We start from the raw sequence: 20,209 nt of genomic DNA, 5'->3' as shown, positions 1-20,209 counted from the left end.
ACCCCCTTACAAAATGAACTGAATTTGTTCTGCGAAAATGCGGAACTGGTTGACCACATCCGGCCTGCACAGTACGTCTACCCGGTTGCGGTCGTTTTTGTTGCGCTCGACAATCAGGCTGTCGCGGAAGCGCTCGAAGTTCTCAATCAGCCCCGCCTCCAGCCACTCTATCGCCAGCGCCAGTAACTGGGTGCGGATAATGGCCGGCGTCACCATCGCCTGCCCCGGTGCCACCGGCGTACCGTCATCGGCCAGCTTATGGCGCGGAAAGCGCTGGGTGATGCGTACCCCGGTGGAATAGCGCAGATAAGACAGCGTCGCCACGGTATTCACATCGAGGTAAGACGGATCCGGATCGCCATAGGCGTTGGTACGATAGGTGGTTATCTGCCGCTCAATCTGCACCCCATCGTCGGCCCCCACGGTCACGGTAGCGATGCCGTCATACAGCAGCTGGTTACGCTCATTGGGGCGCAGCCGGTCAGACAATGCCGGCGCCAGCCGTCGCGGCAGGCGCAGGCTTTGCAGCGGGCGCGCCGGATCAAGACTTAAATGTTTTGCGCCAATGGCGCACAGGGTGGCCGCCCACAGATAGCCCGGCTCGGGGGCGCGCTGAATGCCGCTACAGGTCAGCAGAAAATCATTGCGCGTCTTACCGAACTGGGTGATTTCCCCCAGACTGCCGGTATGGGCCGCCCAGGCGATGCCGTCAGACATTTTGGTCGGTCCCCAGCGATCGCGCAGCGCTTCACTCAATAATTTCAGATTAGCCGCATCGAGCCAGGGCATGACAATATGGTGATACTGGGTATCCCCCAGCGCGGCAATACTGTTGGCCAAATCAGGGTTCGTCGCCCGTGCAGCGGGCGCGGCAAGTGTCACTGCCAGCCCGGGCGGCGTTATCTCGCCATCGTAATAATTCAGGCGGATATCCTGCGCCGAATAGTCGGAAATAAACCGTGCCGTCAGGGTCACCACCGTTTGATCGGCAGTGACATTTTCACCCCCCGGCGCGGCAGACACCGCGGTCACCGGCAGCGACGGCAGGGTATTAATCGCTGTCGCCAACGCATCACCGACCGTCTTACCCTGCTGGCCTTTCTCCACCGTCACGCGCACCCGCACACCGCCGAGATAGACATTCAGTACCCCGGCCTGTTGTGCTGTGCCCGATAAGGTCAGGCTGCCGGCATCGGCCTTGCCCGCCCCGTTACCCTGCGCCATCACGGTTAACACCGCATCCGGGTTATCGGTTAAAAATTCCCTCACCATCGCCGCCAGCATCGATCCCTGGCCCCAGAGTGTCGCGGCATGATCGGCGCGGGTGATGCGGACCGGCGTGTCTACTGCGCCGCTGCCGTCGACCTTGCCGTCCTTGATGGCGGCCTGACCCAACATCAGCACCTGGGTCAGCGTGGTCGGGGTACCGGTGACGGCCTGCGAATTATCAATCTCAATATGCGTCAGCGGTAGGCGAACCCCGGCGCTGATTTCATTAAAGCTTATGGTCATGAAGGCGACTCCTGTTTACTCAAGGCGGCAGGGGCTGACGTTTGCCGGGTGGCCGCCGGTTTGGATGGGGGCGGGATTTCCAGCACATCCTTGAAACGCAGCAGGCGTGTTAGCCAGAAAGCATTGCGCGGCACCCAGGCCCCCGTATCCGGTAACATCCGCAGGGAATTCGGTTCACGCACCGCACGCTCCGGGGCCGGCACCACAAAAATCATCGGTAAGTCATGCGGGTTAGGGAAGCGCATCAAAGCGTTATCGGTGTCATTCATGGTCGTTGTTCTCTCCGCGCAGGGTGATAGGGGCGGCGAACGGCGGGCTGCCGTCCGTCTGGGTAAAGGTTTGATAATGGCGCAGGTACGCATCCACACCGTCATCCTGAAGCAAAGGCGGCACCGGCTCCTCGCAGGTGAAATAAGTGCCATACAGCACCACGCCATGTTGCCCCTGTTGCTCGGTGTACAGGTTGCGCCCTTCTTCAAAACGCATCGGTCCGGCATGACCGGGACGAAAACCCGACAAGCCCGCTATCAGCCGCGCCACTATCTGGTAGAGGCCGGGGCGGTCTCCCTCGGCACCATTGATAACCTCGGCCACCACGTAAAAAACAAAACGGCTGTCAATCACCCCTTTCACTTGACCCGCCTGCGCTCCCAGCCACACCAGATATACCGAGGGCGGTGTAAGTAGCACATCACGCAGCCCCGCCTCGCTCCAGTCGCCGGGATGGGTGGCGATATCACGCAACGTGTTGCCAAATACCTCATGTAGTCGCGCCAGCAAGGCGTTTTCGGTGGAGACAATCATCAGATAAACCCCTTCTGCCTGCGCCCGAACACCGACGCCTCGGCCTGCATCTGCGGCAGGTCGGCACTGTCGGGAGCCTGGTTATCGTTATCCACCCCGAGCGGCAGTTCACCCTTTTTCACCGCCTCCAGCCAGCGCAGCGCATCCTGGTAACGCTGGCGGGTTTGCTCAGTGGCCCGCTCGTCATTCAGGTAGTAAAACGCCAGGGTGCAGGCATGCTGTTTCAGCACCGACGGCACCACCGAGAGCGGCAGCGCGTAACGGGCCGCGATAAAGCTGTCCATCAGGGCGCTGGCATCGCTGAGCGCCTGGTCCACTTTCTGCCGGGCTGCCGCCTCATCGCCGCGCCCGTCGACCAGTTTTTCTATCAACGGGGCGCTATAGCGGGCGCGTAAATCCTGCTCACTGGCATACATCCACTGACTCTCCGTTAATGACCGTTAAAACCCGGTTTAAAGGGCGTTTAGAGCGCATCCGCCACCAACAGTGTCAGCTTGCCTTTCATTTCGTTAGAGACCGTGGTGCTGCCCTCGGCCAGTAATTCCCGCTCCAGTAACTGGGTGGCGGTTTTTTCCAGCTCCACCGGCACCACCAGATGGGTCGGGCGAATACCCAGCTTGCGACCGCCATCGGCACTAAAGCCGCGCATGGCGCTCCAGCCTTTCCAGAGGTTATCCAGCGTCAGTGACGCCTGCATGCGGTAAGCCATCTGCCAGAAGCCGTAGCCCACATTGCGCCGGGCGGAGGCACCAAAGACAAATTCGTTATCGGTAAACGCGCGCCCCTCATCGACCTTGGTCAGGGCGAGTAACTCCGGCGGGCGGCGGTTCTGGAAAATCAGCGGTTTAAGCGCCCGTGAGCAGTCCAGCAGATACCATACCGCCCCCTCGTAGTCTTTTTCTGTTGCCCCGGTGCCGGTTTTTTCAATCAACTGGTTGGCGACCTTTTTGGCGGTGCCGGTGCCGTCGACCTTGGGATAGACCGGATGCTCGCTATCAAAAAAAGGTTTACCGTCGTAGCAGTCGGTTTTATTGCCGTCGCGCAAGGCGGTAAACACCAGTTCGTCCGGTTGTGCGGCGGCAGCGCGCCCCATTTCCTGAAACAGCGGGGTATACACGCCCAGATTGTCATCCTCGAAATCATCGCGGGTAATGGCCACCGTACCTTCATAGGTCTTGTTGTTGATGGTGTAACCATAGACTTTCATCTGCTGGATACTGCGTGCACCGACCCACTCACGGAACGCGGGAAACTGCCCCAGCCAGCCGTAGGTATTGGATTTTGACGTCGAGGGCACGCTGGTCGCCACCTGCTGATAGTGAGACGGGGCCATCGCCAGCCCGTTCTGAAACTCTTTGCGAAAGCCGGTCATCAGGGCAGTGATTTGCGACGGGGTAATGGGGGTTGGCATTATAGTGCGTCCTCGGTCTTGATTTTCTGGAACGCCGCCGGGGTCATCCCCAGCACGCGCGCGGCCTGTAACTCTTCCGCCGACAGGGCGACGGTGGCGGTTTTTTCACGGTTTTCGGGCGGCAGCGTCAGGGTTTCGGTCTGCACCCGGGTCAGGGCGGCTATCGGCTGGCGCGTCGCTAGCTGCGCCGACAGCGCCGTCACACCCATCTGGTCGCCGAGTGTTTCCAGGTAGGGGCGCTCGGATTTCAATATCCGCCCGTCCTGCTCGGCCTGGTCCAGCGTCTGCGCCAGGGTGGTTTTTCCCAGGTCGGCGGACAGTGACACCACCTGCTCACGCACCGCGTTATAGGTCTCGACCGGGACATAGCGGCGTAAATCCACGGCCGCCGTCGGTGCCTGGGTTTTCAGGGCGTTCAGGTCAGCGGACAGGGCCGCCATAGTGGTTTCCAGCGCGGTAGCCTTGTCCGCCTGGCTTTTTAGCGTGGTCACGGCAGACAGGGCGGCGGTGGCGACCTCATCGGTCAGCTCGCCGCCCTCCGGCACCGTCAGGCCCAGCGCGGCCAGCAGCGCTGTTAACGATGGATTCATTGCAGGCTCCTTAGGGGAGGAAGGGGGAACAGTTAACGCCTGGTAGATATCTTCGGCGCTCAGAGCGGCCACCGGGCGCAGGCCCGTCAGACCCGGATCGCCGGTAATGGCTAACATTCTTAGCTCCAGGGGTTCGCCGCTGCGCGCGTCATAGCCCATCACCGGCGAAAAATAGGGAAATTCATTGTTTTTTAGGCGCTCAAGCGCCGGCGGGTTCCACTCCGGCTTGACCCAGACCCCGGTGTTGTCGTCCCAGCGAAAACGTGCCGGGGTAGCCGGAACAAAGCCGGCTGCCGGGGCCGCTTCCTGTTTAAACAGCGTCTGGTGGTTATAATCGATTTTGACAGGCTGATTGAGTGCCACCACCCGCGCCACCATGCGGTTAAACGCGGCTTCGTTAATCAGCCAGCCTTCGGCGGGCGTCTCGGGGCGACCGTCACGCGCCCGGACATGGCCGGCGGGCATCACCTGACACCAGCCGTCATGATCAAAGGGCGAGAGCGTCGCGGCGTTGAGCACCGCATAGGCTATCTTGGGAACAGGGGGTTTTGTCGTCATGCCGGCAGTGTGGCAGCCTGAGTGCGGACGGTGGGATTACGCTACATTAACAATCAAAGAGGGGGCCAGTTTTACGTTGGCAGGGGGGCAGATTTCAATGGGCACTGACAACGGCGGGCGATCGCCTGAATAACCCCGTTCAAAACCCCTTCAAAAACGCCGTAGCGCGTTCAAAAGATTTTTTTGATGCAAGGTATACCTTCTCCGTCATCATCGCGTGGTGGGGCGCACTGGCGTTTATGGGTGCAGGGCGTTGGACAGGCGTTGCGCCAGGGCGTCAAGGATATCCCGCTCGCCGGTCGGATCCAGTCCCATAAACGGACGGGCCGGGATGGCTGCCGGCCCCGGACGCATCCCCGGTTTGCCGCCCCACTGATGGATGGCCGCCTGCGGCGCATTGGCCCCGATACGCGCCCAGCTATCCCCCCAGTCGATGCTCACCGAGCGCGCCATATCGCCCTCACGGGTTAACACCTTGATCGGGCTATAGCCGTGCCGCTCACGCCAGCGGCGATACGGATCGCTCAAGGGTGCCCAAGCTGCCCCGGTATCCGGCGCGCGTTCGCGTTCAAACGCCTGCTCAGTGGCCGAAAGGAGGCTGGCGGCAACGATACGGGTGATCGCCTTGCCGTCTTCGCCAACGCGTTGCAGTTCAGCAAACAGGGTTTGCAGGCGCTGGCGATCAATCACTGCGGTTAATTCAGTCTGTGACATCTTGCCCTCCGTATGGGGGTCGGTTAAAATACAGCCAATAGACCGGTGTACGCTTAATGGTAAAGTCGATGTCAGTCCCAGCAATGGGGCATAACATGTATGCAGGTTCGATCCCTGCCACCGGTTTAGTCTAACGTTCCTGCCAGCAGTTCTAGCTTGCCACCGGCCAAATCAGATTTCACTTTATTGAGGTTGAGAATGCGATAAGCATTGATCACCACATCCAGGGTATCCGGGTGTTTCTTAACGCCATAAGACGCATTAACCACAATACGTGCCAGCCCCGCTTTTCCTGGCACAAGAAAAAGCAGGTTTTGGTGAGCCTTATCCCAGAGTACAGCTTGAGGCTTTGCCAACAAGCCAGGAAGTGCGGCCACATCCTCGGGCAACAATGCCACCCCGGTTTTAGGGTGCTTGTCACTGTCGGCATGCAACAGGTTTTTTTCGCTCATTGCCAGCAGACGGGCCGGTGCTTGCCCCGTGCGTGCCTGTACCGCACGGGCAATGGCTTCCGGCAAAAAGCCCAGCGTGTGAATGCCGTTGCCGGCACGCCGGCTTTGCATAATGCGCGTGGCCCACAGCGAAAAACTCAACTGACGCACCGGGCTGTTGTTCAGATCCTGCACCACGGCTTCACGCAGCGCCGCGTCTTTGACCTCAAGGAGTTTGCGGATCATGGTCTGGTCAACACCGAACGCCGCCGCGCCGGGGTGATAGGACCAACCCACATCCGGCGTCATTTTTACCTTGCCATCATCAAAGGTGGTCACGGGGCTGGTGACGATTTCCCCACTACGCTTATCGACACCCGCCGCTGCCTCATGCGTGTGTAGCTGACCGGCCTCTTCCGTAACGTGCAGGCCCAACGCATCGAGTCGGCGTTTTGACAAGGCGCGTACCCGGCAGCGGCAGTTAAACCCGTTGGGCGGGTAATGACTTTGCCAGAAGGGGTGATCGTAACGAAAGACCTTGCCATGCAGGGCGGCATGCGAGGGCCGGGTGCGGCTATCCCCGACGGCGACATACTGCCAGTAGGGATACAGGTCTGCGGTGGCCATCATCTGTGCATAGCGCCCGGCATTATAGGCGACGCGGGTATTGACGTTATATATCGTCGCCAGACGGCGGGCGCTGCCCAGTTGTACGACTTCGGCCTTGCCCTGGCTGTCGACCACGACCTGCTTCCCCCACCATCCGAGCGTTTGCAGCCGGGGCGTCAGCGTGTCGATAAAATCCTGCCGGGATATTCCCTGTGATTTTGCTCTATCCACCTCGTCACGGATCGCACTCAGGACGTCCAGCCGCGCCGCCTTGGCGACGGTAAATATCCGGGCATGAACGTCCGCCTGTTGCTCAAACCAGTTCCAGGTGATGTGATACCCCTTGGCGCGGAAGTAGGCGATGGCCTCTTTTGGCGGCAGGCGGGCGACGACGCCCAAATCAATCGGTTGTGGCATCGAGACGCCCCCAGACTTCCAGTGCAAAGGTGGCGCGGGTCAGCAGTTCAATCAGCGCGCGGTCGTCCATCTCGGGGTAAAGAATCGCCGCCTGCTCCAGCGCCGCCTCTGGCCCCTGCTCACGGATAGCGGCTATCACCGGTGCCAGTAGCGGGTCGGCACTGGCGTTCAATCCCGGGGCGTCAAGTGCTGTCTGCACCGCGTCCAGCGCGTCGCTTATCGGCGCTGCCGGTGTGAGGGTCGCGGATAGCGCCGTTTGCGCCACTGCCGGTGGTGACGAGACGGTAAACACCGCCTCATTGCCATCCGGCACTGGAATGCGCAGCTTATCGTAGATCCAGGAAACCGGTATCGCCATGCCGGTCGCCAGTTTGGGAATAGCCTCGGCAAAGCTGGCCATATCCTCACATTCCAGCGTATCAAACACCAGGCGGGGGAGTCGCCGCGGGTCAAGCGGGACCGGGCTGTTCAGTGCCAGCAGCGGATAAATGAGATCACGGTTAAAGGTCCGTGACAGCTGGCGTAAATCGGCGTTGCGGATCTCCTTGCGCACCGCATTGTGCACCTCGCCCAGCGAGCGCGCGCCTTTATCGCCCGCCTCTGAGGTCAGTGTCCCGCCGAGGATCGCTTTAGATATCGCGCGCTCTCCCCAGGCAATCATCGCCATAAACGGGTCAGACTGACCGTTAGCGGCGGCCTCAAACTCCAGGCTCATGCCGGCGGGAATAATCCCCCCGGCCCGGCGGCCAATATCCATCACCGCCCGCATCAGGGCGCTTTTCTGCTCGGCACTCGCGCCGCTGGGGTATTTCCCCACCCGCAACGGTAGTCCGTAAATCTCCAGAAACTCGGCGAAATCCCGCACGCTGTAATTCTTGAAGATAAACGGCCAAATCAGCGTGCGCACCAGCCCCTGGGTGCCGGGGTAGCCGGTTTTGGCCTTGGCCTCATGGCAAATCCAGCCAAACGGCTGTAACACCTGTCCGGCATAGCTGCCATCGCGCAGCCGCAGCTCGCGGTAGTCGTCGGGATTGACGCAGAACAACGCCGGATCGCGCCAGTGGACAGCGCGCGGGAAAAATTCGCCGCCGCGCCGGGGACCCCAGATAATTTCCTGCATCGCATAGCCTTTGAGAAGGGCGTCGGTGGCGTCAAACAGCGCATTGTCAAACCAGGGCGCATCGGTGAGCCGCGCTTCCAGCGCCACTGCCTGGGCTTTCTCCTGGGCGTTGGGGTTATCCGGCGGCTGAATACGCCATTCCACACTGTGCAGCGCCAGGCGGCGCTTGCTGAGTTCAGAAAACAGATGGGTATCTTTTTCTTCCAGATCGGCGGCCAAATCCACCAGAGCGGTCATGTCACCGTGCTCTGCCGCCCGCAAACAGCGTGCGGCACGGTTAGGGGTGATACCGGACGCCGGATGTTCTGGCGCACGGCTGGCCACCTGGGGAATATCGGTCTTTGCCGTCTGGCTGTCCGGTGAAAACACCCGCGGCTGTCCCTGAATATCTACAAGCCTTTTCATTACCAGCATCCTCGCTCATCAGCGTTATCATCGTCATCGCCGACCTCATCGGCATACTCCATCGCCCGGATACGGGCTGGCAATGCCTGACAGGCCGCCTCATCCAGCACAAAACCGTCCAGCGCGGCGGCGCGGTTGGCCATACAGAGCGCCACCGCATAGTCGCCGTGACGGCGCGCGCCCTGAACGCCTGACGGCGTATCCTTGCTGCGGCCCTTGTCAATTTGCGGTATCCCGTTCACTACCTTGATATGCAGCAAATCATCCAGCGTGGACTGATGGCGGGCCAGGGTCAGGTTTTGCGCTTCCAGCTCACCTTTCAGTTTGGGCATCCATTCGGCATACCATTTTGCCGAGAGCGTGACGCAATCCACCATGTCCGGGCCGAAATGCAGCCGGGCGGCTTCGGCCAGATAGCCGCCGTTGCCGGTGGCGTCAAAGGCGGCCCCCACCAGACGCGGCAGCCGGGTCAGGATGGTGAGCATTATCTGCTTTTGCTGGTCATAGGTGACGTTGCGCAGCTCGACGCGCAGCGCCTCGCGCTTGCTTAAATCCGGGGCGATGGCCAGTACCACAAACACCGACAGATCGCCCTTGCGAGCAAAGTCCTCGCCGAAACAGTAACGACAGTCCGGCGCAAGGGTCGTCAGCACCGCCTCGAGGTGCGCCTGACACCAGGCCTCCACTTCAGCTTCACGCTGCGCGGCGCTCCACAGTTCAAATACCGCCGGGGCCTCAAAGCGCAGCAGGGGGACACGGCCTGTCGGGGCCATCGCCGCCTCAATCAGCGGGCGGGCAAGATAGGCACCGCCCGACTTGCGCGGCACACAGCCGTATTCCTCCTCGGCACATTCGCGATTGGGGGCATTTTTATACAGGTTATCGCGCCACGATTTTTCGGCGTCAGGCGACCACATCTGCCCGGTGACCGTGCAGATACGGCGATACAGTCCCTCGCCAATCGCCTCATCGAGCGTGATGCGGTGCAGGCTGTAATCCTTGCGCCCTTCGCGGGCGTCCTGAATGTAGGCATTAAACGGGTTATCGACCCCGTTATGGGTGGAAATCAACCGCACCCGCGCGCCCCACATGTTGAGCGCCAGCGCCGCCTTGAGCAGCTCTTCAAGGGATTCATGGAACGCCGCCTCGTCAATCACCACGTCGCCCTGCAAGCCACGGAGGTTGGACGGGCGAGCGCTTAACGCCTGAATTTTAAAGCCGCTGTGCGGAAAGCGGATCATGTACTGGAGAATTTCCTCGTGTTTCTCGCTGTCCCAGAAAGTGGACTCGTAAACATCGGCCTGGGCCAGCTGGTTAAAGGCGCGGGCAAACAGCGCGCAGGCGGCAATATATTCCAGCGCCATCTCCTTCTTGCTGCCGACGTAAAACACGTTGCGTCCGCCATCGCGCCGCGACTTGCTGGCGGTGATGACGTTGCGCCCGGCCTCGGCCCAGGTCAGGCCGGTACGGCGGGATTTTTCGGCAATGCACACCGGGCTGTCGTCGAGGAACCAGCGTTGTTGATAAGGCAAAAACACCGGTTCATTTTCGGGTAACGCCAGTGATTCGGGCACATCGACGCCGCAGGCGCGGGTGGCCTCGCGCAGGTCAATTTTGCGCGGGTCGGTCAATCGGTGCATCGGGGCCGGTTGTTCAGCGGTTCGCATTGTCTGTTTCCATTAAAAATCAAACCGTTAAAAAATGCATTAGGCCTTACCCAGCAAAATGTCGCGGATTTTGCTTTCCATCTGGTGACTCATGCCCTCTTGTCCACGGAGCGCTTCACTGACGGCATTCGCCGCTTCCTCAGCATAAGCCTGGCGGATTTGTGCCTCGCGCTTGTGGCTCATCTCTGCCGTGCGCTCCAGGCGCTGGGCGGCCAGCATGGCTTCTTTGAGAAAATCAATATCAATCTCGTCGTTATCCTGGCTGGCAATCTGGTGCTTGCGGATGCCCTTGAACAGCAGGGAGCGCGCCATCTCCATAATCAGCCGCGAGGTTTCGCCGGTGGGTTTTTCGCCCAGTTCAGCGGTCAGGGCGCGGGTCTGCTCACGCAGCTCGCGTAAATCCCGCGCCACGCGCTCGTTTTGCGTTGCCAGCCGGTTCACCCCTGAGCGGGACAGTTGTTGCTCGACCGGGAGGCCTGCGGCATCAATCAGGCGGTTAATCTCGTCCACAATCTGTAACTGGGTAATGCGTTTTTCTCGCAGCAGGGCAAACAGGCGTTGACGAATATCCGCCGGTAATAAATCCACCTTACTGGCGCGCCCGCGCGTGAGGTTTTCTTCCATCGCGACCTCCCTAGCGCCGACGTGGCTTCTTCACGCCCGGCACGGTTGCGCGACCCTCGGCGACCTCCTGCCCGCGCCCGCTCAGATGGGCCACTAGATAACCCCCGGGCAAGGTATCAAGCCGCAACAGGTCCTGCTCCGCCAGCCAGGCCAGTAACACGCGCACCCGGTCGCGCGACACCTTATGACCGTAGGCGTCGAGGCAGTCCTGCAACACCGATTCATTTAATTCGCCGTGATACTCATTCAGTGAACGCACTATCACCAGGCGTTGGTCTTGCGTCAAAATATCGTCAATCATCCGTCACTCCGGTAAAGGGCTTTTTCCACCAGTAACTCTAGCTGATGCGTCACCGCCTGCAAGCTGGCGCGGGTTTCTTTCAAATCGCCGCGCAGCTCGGTGATTTCCACTTTCAGGGCATGCACTGTCTGTGCCGACGGCGCATTACCCAGCTGGGTTTCTACCGTCAGCAGACGGGCGTTAAGGCGCTCGACCTGCTCGCGTCCGGCAAAGGAGCGGCGCATCAGCCACATAAACAGCGCCCCTGCGGTGCTGGCAGCAGAGAGCGCCGGGGCAATAGAGTCTTTAAGCACGTTAACCCACACGCCGCCGCTCCCGTCGTGCCTGGCAGGCCACACAGCAGCGCGCCTGGGGCATCACGGCCAGCCTTGCCGGGTCTATCGGAACCCGGCACGCGGCGCAATAACGCGCGGGCGGGGTTCGGGTCCGTCCGTTGTCCGGTATTGAGGGGGTTATCGTTTCCATCGTTTACTCATCATGGGGTTGCTCTTGTCGGTAATGCTCGGCCTGGCGCAACGCGGCCTTGTCGGCATTACACTGTTTAATCACGGCCAGCAGTTGCAGGGAATAGTCCACGCTGGCCCCAAAGGTCAACGGCTCCGGTGGTAGCGGAGCCGGACAGGCCGCCAGTAAGCCTTCAGGGAGCGGTACGGGCGGCAACGTCACCACTTTCACGGGCGGCGCGGCGCACCCGGTCAGCCACAGGGCCAGGCACAGGCTCACGGGCACAATTGACCCACGATAACCGCTGGCGCACCTGTTGGCGGTCCTTTTCGCTTTCTCCGCGCAGGTGTTGTTTTTCATGCGTGACGGTCTGCTCCAAGGTATGAAATACCTGCTGTATTTGGCGTTGCTCTGCCAGTGCCTGCCAGGCTTCGTCCCGCTCCTGGCGCAAGTCGTGCAGCGCGGTTTCCCGCAGGCGTTCACGTTGCCAGAGCCAGCCGGCAGTAGCGAGTAATAACGCCAGCAGGCACAGCGTCAGCCCCGTTTTAAGTAACGTGTTCACAGCGTCGCCTCGGGGTCAGGCAGTCCATGCCGACACAGCCATTCATCGGCGGCGCGGCGATTGACCAGACCGTTCAGCGTGACGCCCTTCACCTTAACCCAGCGACGAAACTCATCGCAGGCCGCCGGGATATCGCCGGCATTCAGGCGCTTTAGCAGGGTCGAGCGCGCAAAGGCCCCCGACCCGACATTGTGAATAAACGCCGCGAGCGCCACGCGCTGCCCGTCTGACAGCGGTACGGTGACCTGCTGGTCAATCACAGCGAAAGCCTGGCGCATATCCGCCGCCAGCAGGGCCTCACATTGCGCCGGCGTTTGGGTCGTCTCGGGGGTGATATCGCTACCGGTATGGCCGTAGCACACCGTCAGCACCCCGCCGCTGTCGGCATAGGGCTGGAGGGCGTGACCTTCCCAGAACGCGGTATAGCAGGCGGCAATAGTCAACAGACCGGCACCGGAGACGGCGAGGAGTTTTTTACGTAACGGGTCGGGCAACGGCGGCATAGCGATACCTTGATACAGGGATTCCTGGTCACAGGGTAAGCGTTGCGTGATAAGGCGGGGGATTACGCTCCGTTAACAATCCGTCCCCTGGGGGCCAGTCGATTGTTCGGATACGTTAGCAGGGGTTAGTCGGCAAACAGGGCGGGTTGGGTACGCTTGACATAGCGCTGGCGCTGGGTGGCAATCACTTTATAAATCTGTATCTGGCCGAGCCGGTATGCCTTGCGTAGCGTTTCAATCGGTGTGCCCTGCTGCCAGCGGTGGAAAATTTCATCGTCGCGTAACGCCGTAAGCAGACTGTCGCCTTTGGGCAAATAATAGTTACGCCCACCCGCATACGCGGCCAGGGCCGCCGCCATTTTACGCGCCAGAGGGCGAGATTGGGGGGCGGTAAATCCCTGGCGTTGCAGTTCATTATCCATCACATCCACCAACGCGGCGAGTAATTGTGGCCACTGAGGCTGTAAGGTTTCCTCATCCACCGTGTCTATTCGGTCAATTAACGCATGCAGCTGGGTATCATCGGCGAGTAAATCTGCTTGTTGTATCTTCATCGTCTACCTCATCAGGTGAGTTGAGTAATAATGTTATTATACAATATATTATCCCATAACCCTAAAGCGAGACGCCCCTTCTGCCCACGGTGAAGATACCCCGTTACCGACGTTATGACGATACACGGGTCTCGGCCTCATAACGCTGACAAACGCGCGGATAACTTTCAGCCGGCGTACCCGGGGGGAGTGTCGCCAGCATGCAGCGCCGATGCCAGCGCTTAAGACTTTCAAGCACCTTGACGGCCAGGGCGTTATCCTGATTGAGCCAGGCCAGCTGTGCCACCCCCAGGCCACCGTTCTCCCTTGCCGTGGTACGCCTTATCCAGGCATTCAGTGCTGCCTCATCGCCGGACTGCACAAACCCCTGGCGGTGCATGGTCTGCCAGATGGCAAGGATTTTAGCGACCGGTGACGCGGGTTTAACGCCGCGTAAAACCGGCTTTGAACGCACGGTAAAGCCTTTTTGCTGAAAGGCATGTAACACCCTGACCAGCTCGGGTACCGTCATTTCCCGGCAACTGGTTTTATCGGCGCACACCTTCATCAGCGCCGCGCGGTAGGTCGCTTCGTCCAGCTGCAACTCCCGACGGGCCACATGGATAAGTTTGATTAAGGTAGCCCGGTTCATGACTTATCCTTCCCCCGTGTTTATCGTCGCCGGTTGTTGGGTCAATAGGCGTTGCGACAAGGCGTCCAGCTTGCGCACTTTTTCATCGTCAATCATCGCCGCCAGACCGTTCAGGCGAAGCTGGGCGAGCATGATTTCCATGTCCGCCACGGTTTGACAGACTTGTCGCATATTCTGCCCCTGCGAAAGAAAACGGCACAGCGCGCCGGCCAGTGCCCCACAGCGCTCAATGGTTTTTAACATTTGCCGGTCATGGCGCCAGGGCGGCATCATAAATAGACTGTTCATTCACTGACATAATATGTCCTCGGCTGAATTTGGCGCGCACGAAGCCCTGACGCACGCGCCGGATTTAACACTATTAGAACCTGAGTTCGGGATAAGGAATATAAATTTTTTCATTATATATTCAATTACTTAAATTAAAATTATTACATAAAACAGTGCTAAATTTTGGCTTTTTTCATGATTTTAGCAGAGAAAATAGCTTATTTTTTAACCTACAACCAACTAAAAATATTCCTTTTTTTATCATTTTATTGATTTTAAAAGGTTTTTATTGATAAATGAGCTATTTTTATTTTCTCATAACTAACGCTTATCCCGAACTCAGGTTATTAGAGGTAAAACGAAATAACGCGCGCGGAATTATCCGGCGTCTTTTTGTTCAAAAGGCTTGATTTCAAAGTCCTCCACACCGTTTTTCACGGTAATGCCGACAATCCCTTTTACGGCACTGGGGTCGTTTAAAATCGCCTCCTTGTTAATTTCTTCCTTTACCCGAATAAAACGTTCAAGCTGCATACGTCGGAGTACCTCCAGGACCTCATCCGTATGACGGATAGCGCAGGAGGCTGGACGCAATCGCCAACTGACGGTACCGGTGGTAAAGTTGACCGTTTTCACTTTACCGTCGAGCGTCAGCGCCTGACGATGCGCTTCACACCAGGACTGGATACCGTTAAGTAATGCCTTGCCTTCTTTTTTCAGCTGTTCAAGCCTGGGAACATATTGCCCGGTAATATTGGCAATCGCGTCATTCATCTGCGTCTCGGTGCGCACTTGTTCCCGTTTCAGATCGCCCAGGGTTTTTATCGCCTGGCAGACCGCTTCCCGACTTTGTGGTACGGCTTCGCTCGCGGGATTTTTCATACGTTGCACGCTATTTTTCATCGCTTTTATCACTCCTGTGGTCTCTTCTCTTCTGTGGTGTCCCAATACACCAGACACCCCTCAATCTGGCGGGCATACACCTGACGGCGCTCTCCCTGGCAGCAAAGGGTGATTTCCGTCGCGTTATCCCTCTCCCCCGGGCGTACCGGCGGGGTGATTTTTATAAACGGGCGCTGGCAGTAACGCCGGGTATGCAGGATGTCGCTGCCCGCCTGACGTAGCCGGCGGCGCACGGCGTTCATGGCATCAAACATGTTCATCATGATGACCTTTCCTTATTCAGCCTTTTCATTGATAACCGAGCCTCATACAGTAGCGTGCTCAGTAAAACCGGCCCCGATTCGGACGGCACTGACCGCCCGGACAGCAATGCCCGTAAGGTGTGCCAGGCGGCGTACCACGCCTGACGCCGGCTTGGGCCAGAGAGATAACAGCCCAGTTGCAGCGCTTCCCAGACATCCACATCAAATCCCTGCCACCGGTAATACTGTTGCTGGGCCGGGGGCAAGGTCGCCGCCGCCATCTCATACCGGTCCAGCCAGAGGTACGGCGTTGCCCCGCGTGACAGGGTAATATTGGGCCGGATAGTGCCATCAACGTTATAGCTGGCGTAGCGGGCCATACGCCGCAGGGCGCGGACTTCATGGCGTAAAGGGTTATTCATCACTGGCTCTCCTGAGTAACTGGTTCATGTCATGACAGACCTGCATCATCACCTCCTGCGCATCCGGCAACACATAGAGCGCGTCTCCCCGGTTGCCAAACGACACTAACAGGCTGTGTGACGATTCCAGCGAGACAGACACCACCCGCCGGGTATTGAGCAGCACCTGGCGTCCGGCGCTGTCGGTAAAGAGCACACCGCCCATACTCACCCCCTTGCCGGCAGCAGGTCGGTATCGGTATACACCTCCCTGAAGGCCGCCTTGATGTATTTTTCCCCCAGCTGGACCTGTGCATCACCGCTGGCCATCAGCCACGCCTGGCGCAGGGTGTGCGACAATACCCGCAAGGCACCGGCTTTCTGGGCAATGGCCTGTACCAGCGTCAGCTCACTTTCGCCGGTAATGCCCCAGGCGGCAGCAATCGCGGTCACATCGGCTTTTTTGGCCTTTAACAGCCGTTTGGAGCGGGCGATACGGCTGTACAGCCGAGCCAAGTCATCCGCCCCCTGGGTTGAGCGGGCCGATTTCGACAGGCCGCGCGGGTTACCAATCAGCACCATCCCGACCCCGGTCGCACCCTGAATGGCGCGCAGCTGCTCCAGGCCGTCAATGCCCAGGTGGTCAGCCTCATCGACAATCACCAGCCCGTGAGTGCCGGTCAGCCGCCGCCGTATCGCGCGCGCCAGCGTCCCCTTGTTTTTGGGCAGGTCGCTAAGACCCAACGCTTCCGCCAGCTCCAGCAGACACTCGGTAATGCTGGCGTGGGCCGGGGAAAGGGTCACCATCCAGGTATTGGCATGCTGGCAGTACTGACAGGCAGCAAAGGTTTTGCCCACCCCCGGCACCCCGACAATCACATTCATGCACTGCGCCAGCCGGACAAACTGGAACACCGCCCATATCTCCTTGACCGTGGCCGTCTCCACAAACTGCGGCGGCGCGGGCAAAGTCTTTTTTTGCTGATAATCCGTCAGCCAGCGGGTTAACAGTTCACCGACGCGCTGGTTATTGCCGTTATAACTACCGTTGATAAAGCTGGATATCACTGCACTCGACTGGCCGGTTTCACGGGCAATCTGCGCCTGTGTGACCTGGCCTGAATCAATCAGTTGATGCAGCGTCTTGATAAGATCATCATTTTGAGTCATCATCTTGCCTCTTTGAAAGAAAGTGTTTTTGTGTTTCGATAAGGCCATTCGGTTTGCCGACCAGATGGCTTTTTTACAACAGCGGGTCAATCTGCTGGGCTTCCAGTAATGCCAAACCCCGTTGTAACGCGGCTTCCGCATCAAGGTCGCTCTGTTCTTCAACCTCAGCTTTTAATGCGGTATTCCCCAATTGCCGATAAACATTGACCGGTAAGCCGAGGTCATTGACTTTTTCAGCCGGCAACGTCAGGGTATTTTCTGCCTCTGCTAATGCCACTTTCTCCTCACCCCGCTTACGCATCCCTTTGATACGTTGCTGCCGGTTGTGGTATTCCGCCGTTACCGGGAAGGCCAGCTGTTTATTGCCGTCCCACAGGGCGTCACAGAGGTAAGTACCGTCCATACGGCGCACGATAACCTTGCTGGCATCGTGAATGTCGTAACTGATTAACACCTTGCGGTCGTGCTCCTCGGCCAGTTTGGCGGCATAATAAATATTGTTAAGGAAACGGATTTCACAGCGCCTGACCGTGCGCTCGGTCTGTGGCATAAACAGGTCGCGCAGTTCAAACTGTGTCAGCCACTCCAGCTCGGTGGCTTCGTTTTCCAGCTTCCAGCGGCGAAACTCGGCCGGACTGTAATGCTGGCCATCGGGGCGTTTGGGTAATTCACTGTGCGGACGGGCGTTGTACCACTCGACCCCGGCCTTGATTTCATCAATCAGCCTCTCCCAGGAGGGCAGCTTGCGTAACGTGCTCTGCTGGGCGACCGTCAGTGCATGGCCCTTTGCCTGAGCGTTTAAGGCGGATTTAAGCGCCTTGCCAGTCTTGCGCACGGTTTCCCGGTCAGCGCCGGTACCGTAATAAGTGGCAAAGCGGCGGGCAAGGTACATGGGCAAGGTACGGTTAAGGCGTTCGATAATGCCGCGCCCCTGGGGATTGCCGGCGATACCGGTCGGGTGGTCAATCTCGAGCCGCCGCAGAATACCGGTCACGTCTGCATCCAGGGTGAGATTGGTTTCACCACTGCCGTTATCTGAGTAGTAGAGAAACGGTTTGCCGTGAGTGGCAATGCCATACCGCAGGGCATCGGTAACGGCAATCACGTTCTCGGAGAGCGACAGGCTCCAGCCGGTGATATAGCGGCAGCTGCCATCGATAATAAAAGTCACTTCCGGCGAAAAGGGTTGACCGTGGTCGGGATGGGCGACTTTCATCTTCATGCCGTGACCGTCGCCAATCCAGACGTAGTTAACCGGCAGGCTGGTCCAGTCGCGGCGGACAAACCCTTCCAGCTGGCGATATTCGCTGCCGGTTTTGCGCCCGCGCTGTTTGACGATTTCGGGGAGTTTCTCCATCGCGTACAGCACCGCATCGTAGGAAGGCTGCGCGGCCAACATCAGCGGCTCATCGGCATAGCGTTGTTGCCATTCGGCGCAAAAATCCACATAGGCCTCTTTCATGCTGCACCCGTTTGGCTTGCGATAGTGCGCCAGATAGTCATGTAACCAGGCTATCTGCTCCGGTTTGACCACCTCGCGCTTACCCGGTGCCAAGATAATCAGGCGCTCGGCGGGCGTGGCGGCTTTTTTGTAGTCGGCCAGCCAGCGCTTAAGGGTGATTTCACTGAGTTGACGGCTTTTGCCCTTCTTGGCATTAGCCACCTGTGCCGCTTGCGCGATGCTTTCGGGCAACTGGCCTTTTTTCGCCTGCTGGACAATAAAGCGGATGGCCTGTGCGCAGCTATAACGCGGCTGTTGGCCGATAGTAAGGATATGCTGTACCAGTAACATTCTCGCATCGGCAATCTGGCGCTGCTTGTCCGTCAGGTCGGCCAGTTTATTGCCAATCAACGCAGGGCAACGGCGATAAACGTCCAACTTGCCAAGCTTCTCCGGATCGGTGTTGACCTTTGATACAGTGGGTTGTTTGGCAGCATCATCCACCGGTGCAGCGATCATCAGTTGTTGAAGATGACGCTCACGGATCGCGTTCTGGGCTTCAGGTGGTAAGCAATCAATGTGGTACTCGTAAGCCTTGGTGCCTGGACGTTTGCGTTTCATCGAAACAGAACCAGCGGCCCATTTATTTAGAGACCAACGCAAGCCTTGCACAGTACTAGGTAAACCAGGTATCCCGATTAATTCATTCACTGATACAAACATAATCAGGCTACCTCACGGGCACGACGATACCGACTTGGCCAGATTTCTTCAGGAGCAACACCGATCGCCTCCGCAACAATACGTTCGTATTTTTTACAGGGGCGATATAGCACGTTTTTTAGTGAATCTGGCTTTAATCCTGCCTGAACGGAGAGCTGGCGAAGTGTGAACCCTTTCACATGCACCGCAGCCACAATATGTTGGCGGTGCCAATCACGGTTTAAAACTTCATTTATAAGCATTATTCGATTATCCTAAAAGGTTAGATATGCAGATAACATGGGTGTGTTATCCATAGATATTATTATCTTAACTTGAATCAAAGTAAAGCAAATTAGCTCCTTTCTTTTCGTTTTTAACACGAAAATTGCTCAAGTTAAAACAAAGCCTTTTGATTCAATAAATTAGAGGAAAAGAAAATGACAGATGCTAAAAGCAAAGATTTTTCTTTGCAACATACTGAAAAAGAAAGTTTTAAAGACCGATTGAAAGCACTTATAGGTAGCAGAAGTGTACGAGCAGCCGCAAAAGACTGGGGGATTCCAACATCAACTTTGAATAACTACTTAAGCAAAAATACTCAACCTTTACTAAGTATGATTCAAAAAATCGCTTGTAAAGAAAATGTCAGTATTGATTGGTTAGTTAATGGCCAGCAGCCACAACAGCCACAACAGCCACAACAGCCACAACAGCCACAACAGAATGAGTCATTACTTGATCGTAACTTGCAAGATCTTAATGCTATTTTAAGGTCGTTGGAGCCTGTAGAACGGGAAAAGTTAGCTAGATTACTTGGGCGCAAAGGTGCTGAATTATTAGCTTTATTACTAGAACAGGGGGGTGTAGATTTACTTAAACTTTCAGGAGAGGCAAGGGAGGCAGCTCTTAGTTTGCAGGAATTACCACCTAATCGCGTAAGAGAGATTTTGCGTGAAATCAAGCAATGTAGTACCCTTTCTGAAGAAATAAATCATAAGCACCAAGCCAGTGCTTGAGGCGCTTGCTAAGCTAATGCTTTTTACTATATTAAAGCTATTTTAAAACGGTATTAAATCCATTGCAGTAAGTATCAAATATTTTGCCTATAGGCTCATTTTTGTTCATATTTTGCTCATCGGTATCAAATAGATAAATCCGAGCTAACCCTAAGAAATCCCATGAGTTCCCGCCAATTCCCGGATGTTCCCACAAGTATCAAA

General features: G+C 57.5%; 31 protein-coding genes and 1 pseudogene. 4 read left to right on the top strand and 28 right to left on the bottom strand.

Annotated elements, in window-relative coordinates; genetic code table 11:
- Window positions 1-6: 6 nt before the first annotated feature.
- Genes V3224_RS00905 through V3224_RS00880 form a run of 6 tightly spaced genes read right to left on the bottom strand, consistent with a single transcriptional unit; the run spans window position 7 to window position 4,875 of the window.
- Window positions 7-1,512 (bottom strand): phage tail sheath subtilisin-like domain-containing protein, encoded by a 1,506-nt coding sequence (locus tag V3224_RS00905; RefSeq protein WP_334467917.1) that lies wholly within the window; start codon window positions 1,510-1,512, stop codon window positions 7-9.
- Window positions 1,509-1,727, bottom strand: coding sequence for a DUF2635 domain-containing protein (locus V3224_RS00900; RefSeq protein WP_334468087.1), 219 nt, complete (start codon window positions 1,725-1,727; stop codon window positions 1,509-1,511). The genes V3224_RS00905 and V3224_RS00900 overlap by 4 nt, the downstream gene beginning before the upstream one ends.
- A gap of 46 nt (window positions 1,728-1,773) precedes the next feature.
- Window positions 1,774-2,316 (bottom strand): phage protein Gp37, encoded by a 543-nt coding sequence (locus tag V3224_RS00895; RefSeq protein WP_334467915.1) that lies wholly within the window; start codon window positions 2,314-2,316, stop codon window positions 1,774-1,776.
- The gene (locus tag V3224_RS00890) at window positions 2,316-2,732 is read right to left on the bottom strand and encodes a gp436 family protein (RefSeq protein WP_334467914.1); all 417 of its coding nucleotides are present in this window, start codon (window positions 2,730-2,732) and stop codon (window positions 2,316-2,318) included. The genes V3224_RS00895 and V3224_RS00890 overlap by 1 nt, the downstream gene beginning before the upstream one ends.
- 47 nt (window positions 2,733-2,779) lie before the next feature.
- Window positions 2,780-3,727: a Mu-like prophage major head subunit gpT family protein gene (locus V3224_RS00885; RefSeq protein ID WP_334467912.1), complete on the bottom strand. Its 948-nt coding sequence runs from the start codon at window positions 3,725-3,727 to the stop codon at window positions 2,780-2,782.
- Window positions 3,727-4,875: a phage protease gene (locus V3224_RS00880; protein WP_334467911.1), complete on the bottom strand. Its 1,149-nt coding sequence runs from the start codon at window positions 4,873-4,875 to the stop codon at window positions 3,727-3,729. The genes V3224_RS00885 and V3224_RS00880 overlap by 1 nt, the downstream gene beginning before the upstream one ends.
- Here V3224_RS00880 and V3224_RS00875 point away from each other — a divergent pair.
- Window positions 4,874-5,008 carry a hypothetical protein gene (locus V3224_RS00875; protein ID WP_334467910.1) on the top strand — a complete coding sequence of 45 codons (135 nt, stop codon included), beginning with the start codon at window positions 4,874-4,876 and terminating at the stop codon, window positions 5,006-5,008. The genes V3224_RS00880 and V3224_RS00875 overlap by 2 nt on opposite strands.
- A 104-nt stretch (window positions 5,009-5,112) precedes the next feature.
- Here V3224_RS00875 and V3224_RS00870 read toward each other — a convergent pair whose 3' ends face one another.
- Complete coding sequence (locus tag V3224_RS00870; protein WP_334467908.1) at window positions 5,113-5,589, bottom strand: phage virion morphogenesis protein; 477 nt, start codon at window positions 5,587-5,589, stop codon at window positions 5,113-5,115.
- 41 nt (window positions 5,590-5,630) lie between these two features.
- On the opposite strand from V3224_RS00870, the pseudogene V3224_RS00865 reads away from it, so the two are divergent.
- Window positions 5,631-5,715 (top strand): annotated as a pseudogene (locus V3224_RS00865).
- Here the strand turns inward: V3224_RS00865 and V3224_RS00860 are convergent.
- Both V3224_RS00860 and V3224_RS00855 read right to left on the bottom strand, forming a co-directional pair.
- Window positions 5,715-7,046 (bottom strand): phage minor head protein, encoded by a 1,332-nt coding sequence (locus tag V3224_RS00860; protein WP_334467906.1) that lies wholly within the window; start codon window positions 7,044-7,046, stop codon window positions 5,715-5,717. The pseudogene V3224_RS00865 and the gene V3224_RS00860 overlap by 1 nt on opposite strands.
- Window positions 7,030-8,403, bottom strand: coding sequence for a DUF935 domain-containing protein (locus V3224_RS00855; protein WP_442889632.1), 1,374 nt, complete (start codon window positions 8,401-8,403; stop codon window positions 7,030-7,032). The genes V3224_RS00860 and V3224_RS00855 overlap by 17 nt, the downstream gene beginning before the upstream one ends.
- On the opposite strand from V3224_RS00855, the gene V3224_RS29645 reads away from it, so the two are divergent.
- Window positions 8,402-8,551 (top strand): hypothetical protein, encoded by a 150-nt coding sequence (locus V3224_RS29645; RefSeq protein WP_442889630.1) that lies wholly within the window; start codon window positions 8,402-8,404, stop codon window positions 8,549-8,551. The genes V3224_RS00855 and V3224_RS29645 overlap by 2 nt on opposite strands.
- A gap of 19 nt (window positions 8,552-8,570) precedes the next feature.
- Here the strand turns inward: V3224_RS29645 and V3224_RS00850 are convergent, their stop codons facing one another.
- The 18 genes from V3224_RS00850 to V3224_RS00775 form a co-directional block, all read right to left on the bottom strand.
- On the bottom strand, window positions 8,571-10,238 hold the full coding sequence (locus V3224_RS00850) for a hypothetical protein (RefSeq protein WP_334467902.1): 1,668 nt from the start codon (window positions 10,236-10,238) through the stop codon (window positions 8,571-8,573).
- Between the two features lie 39 nt (window positions 10,239-10,277).
- On the bottom strand, window positions 10,278-10,862 hold the full coding sequence (locus tag V3224_RS00845) for a DUF3486 family protein (RefSeq protein ID WP_334467901.1): 585 nt from the start codon (window positions 10,860-10,862) through the stop codon (window positions 10,278-10,280).
- A 10-nt stretch (window positions 10,863-10,872) separates the two neighbouring features.
- Window positions 10,873-11,163, bottom strand: coding sequence for a VpaChn25_0724 family phage protein (locus V3224_RS00840; protein WP_010618208.1), 291 nt, complete (start codon window positions 11,161-11,163; stop codon window positions 10,873-10,875).
- Entirely contained in the window at window positions 11,160-11,468 is a 309-nt protein-coding gene (locus tag V3224_RS00835) for a DUF2730 family protein (RefSeq protein WP_334467899.1), read from the bottom strand. Before V3224_RS00835 ends, V3224_RS00840 begins: the two co-directional genes overlap by 4 nt.
- Window positions 11,458-11,628 carry a TraR/DksA family transcriptional regulator gene (locus V3224_RS29640; protein WP_442889627.1) on the bottom strand — a complete coding sequence of 57 codons (171 nt, stop codon included), beginning with the start codon at window positions 11,626-11,628 and terminating at the stop codon, window positions 11,458-11,460. Before V3224_RS29640 ends, V3224_RS00835 begins: the two co-directional genes overlap by 11 nt.
- A 3-nt stretch (window positions 11,629-11,631) precedes the next feature.
- Window positions 11,632-11,829: an Rz1-like lysis system protein LysC gene (gene lysC, locus V3224_RS29635; protein WP_442889673.1), complete on the bottom strand. Its 198-nt coding sequence runs from the start codon at window positions 11,827-11,829 to the stop codon at window positions 11,632-11,634.
- The gene (locus tag V3224_RS00830) at window positions 11,801-12,169 is read right to left on the bottom strand and encodes a hypothetical protein (protein ID WP_334467898.1); all 369 of its coding nucleotides are present in this window, start codon (window positions 12,167-12,169) and stop codon (window positions 11,801-11,803) included. Before V3224_RS00830 ends, lysC begins: the two co-directional genes overlap by 29 nt.
- Window positions 12,166-12,672: a lysozyme gene (locus V3224_RS00825; protein WP_334467897.1), complete on the bottom strand. Its 507-nt coding sequence runs from the start codon at window positions 12,670-12,672 to the stop codon at window positions 12,166-12,168. The genes V3224_RS00830 and V3224_RS00825 overlap by 4 nt, the downstream gene beginning before the upstream one ends.
- A gap of 125 nt (window positions 12,673-12,797) precedes the next feature.
- Window positions 12,798-13,226, bottom strand: a complete 429-nt coding sequence (locus V3224_RS00820; RefSeq protein WP_334467895.1) for a Mor transcription activator family protein — start codon at window positions 13,224-13,226, stop codon at window positions 12,798-12,800.
- A gap of 112 nt (window positions 13,227-13,338) precedes the next feature.
- Window positions 13,339-13,857: a gp16 family protein gene (locus V3224_RS00815; RefSeq protein WP_334467893.1), complete on the bottom strand. Its 519-nt coding sequence runs from the start codon at window positions 13,855-13,857 to the stop codon at window positions 13,339-13,341.
- A gap of 3 nt (window positions 13,858-13,860) precedes the next feature.
- Window positions 13,861-14,145: a hypothetical protein gene (locus V3224_RS00810; RefSeq protein ID WP_334467891.1), complete on the bottom strand. Its 285-nt coding sequence runs from the start codon at window positions 14,143-14,145 to the stop codon at window positions 13,861-13,863.
- Between the two features lie 360 nt (window positions 14,146-14,505).
- A complete protein-coding gene (locus V3224_RS00805; RefSeq protein ID WP_334467889.1) occupies window positions 14,506-15,030 on the bottom strand; it encodes a host-nuclease inhibitor Gam family protein in 525 nt (174 codons plus the stop codon).
- An 8-nt stretch (window positions 15,031-15,038) separates the two neighbouring features.
- The gene (locus V3224_RS00800; RefSeq protein WP_334467887.1) at window positions 15,039-15,293 is read right to left on the bottom strand and encodes a hypothetical protein; all 255 of its coding nucleotides are present in this window, start codon (window positions 15,291-15,293) and stop codon (window positions 15,039-15,041) included.
- Window positions 15,290-15,694, bottom strand: a complete 405-nt coding sequence (locus tag V3224_RS00795) for a hypothetical protein (protein ID WP_334467886.1) — start codon at window positions 15,692-15,694, stop codon at window positions 15,290-15,292. The genes V3224_RS00800 and V3224_RS00795 overlap by 4 nt, the downstream gene beginning before the upstream one ends.
- Window positions 15,687-15,899, bottom strand: coding sequence for a hypothetical protein (locus tag V3224_RS00790; RefSeq protein ID WP_010618224.1), 213 nt, complete (start codon window positions 15,897-15,899; stop codon window positions 15,687-15,689). The genes V3224_RS00795 and V3224_RS00790 overlap by 8 nt, the downstream gene beginning before the upstream one ends.
- Before the next feature lie 2 nt (window positions 15,900-15,901).
- Window positions 15,902-16,843 carry an AAA family ATPase gene (locus tag V3224_RS00785; protein WP_334468085.1) on the bottom strand — a complete coding sequence of 314 codons (942 nt, stop codon included), beginning with the start codon at window positions 16,841-16,843 and terminating at the stop codon, window positions 15,902-15,904.
- 73 nt (window positions 16,844-16,916) lie between these two features.
- Window positions 16,917-19,007 carry a Mu transposase C-terminal domain-containing protein gene (locus V3224_RS00780; protein WP_334467884.1) on the bottom strand — a complete coding sequence of 697 codons (2,091 nt, stop codon included), beginning with the start codon at window positions 19,005-19,007 and terminating at the stop codon, window positions 16,917-16,919.
- 2 nt (window positions 19,008-19,009) lie between these two features.
- Entirely contained in the window at window positions 19,010-19,249 is a 240-nt protein-coding gene (locus V3224_RS00775; RefSeq protein ID WP_334467883.1) for a helix-turn-helix domain-containing protein, read from the bottom strand.
- A 177-nt stretch (window positions 19,250-19,426) separates the two neighbouring features.
- On the opposite strand from V3224_RS00775, the gene V3224_RS00770 reads away from it, so the two are divergent.
- On the top strand, window positions 19,427-20,005 hold the full coding sequence (locus tag V3224_RS00770; protein WP_334467881.1) for a helix-turn-helix domain-containing protein: 579 nt from the start codon (window positions 19,427-19,429) through the stop codon (window positions 20,003-20,005).
- Between the two features lie 37 nt (window positions 20,006-20,042).
- Here the strand turns inward: V3224_RS00770 and V3224_RS00765 are convergent, their stop codons facing one another.
- The gene (locus tag V3224_RS00765; RefSeq protein ID WP_334467879.1) at window positions 20,043-20,201 is read right to left on the bottom strand and encodes a hypothetical protein; all 159 of its coding nucleotides are present in this window, start codon (window positions 20,199-20,201) and stop codon (window positions 20,043-20,045) included.
- Between the last annotated feature and the right edge of the window lie 8 nt (window positions 20,202-20,209).

This window comes from Arsenophonus sp. PmNCSU2021_1 (genome assembly GCF_036919435.1).
Taxonomy (GTDB): Bacteria; Pseudomonadota; Gammaproteobacteria; order Enterobacterales; family Enterobacteriaceae; genus Arsenophonus; species Arsenophonus nilaparvatae.
The sequence above is the reverse complement of the archived record's forward strand: the minus strand, read 5'-3'. Positions and strand labels throughout refer to the sequence as shown.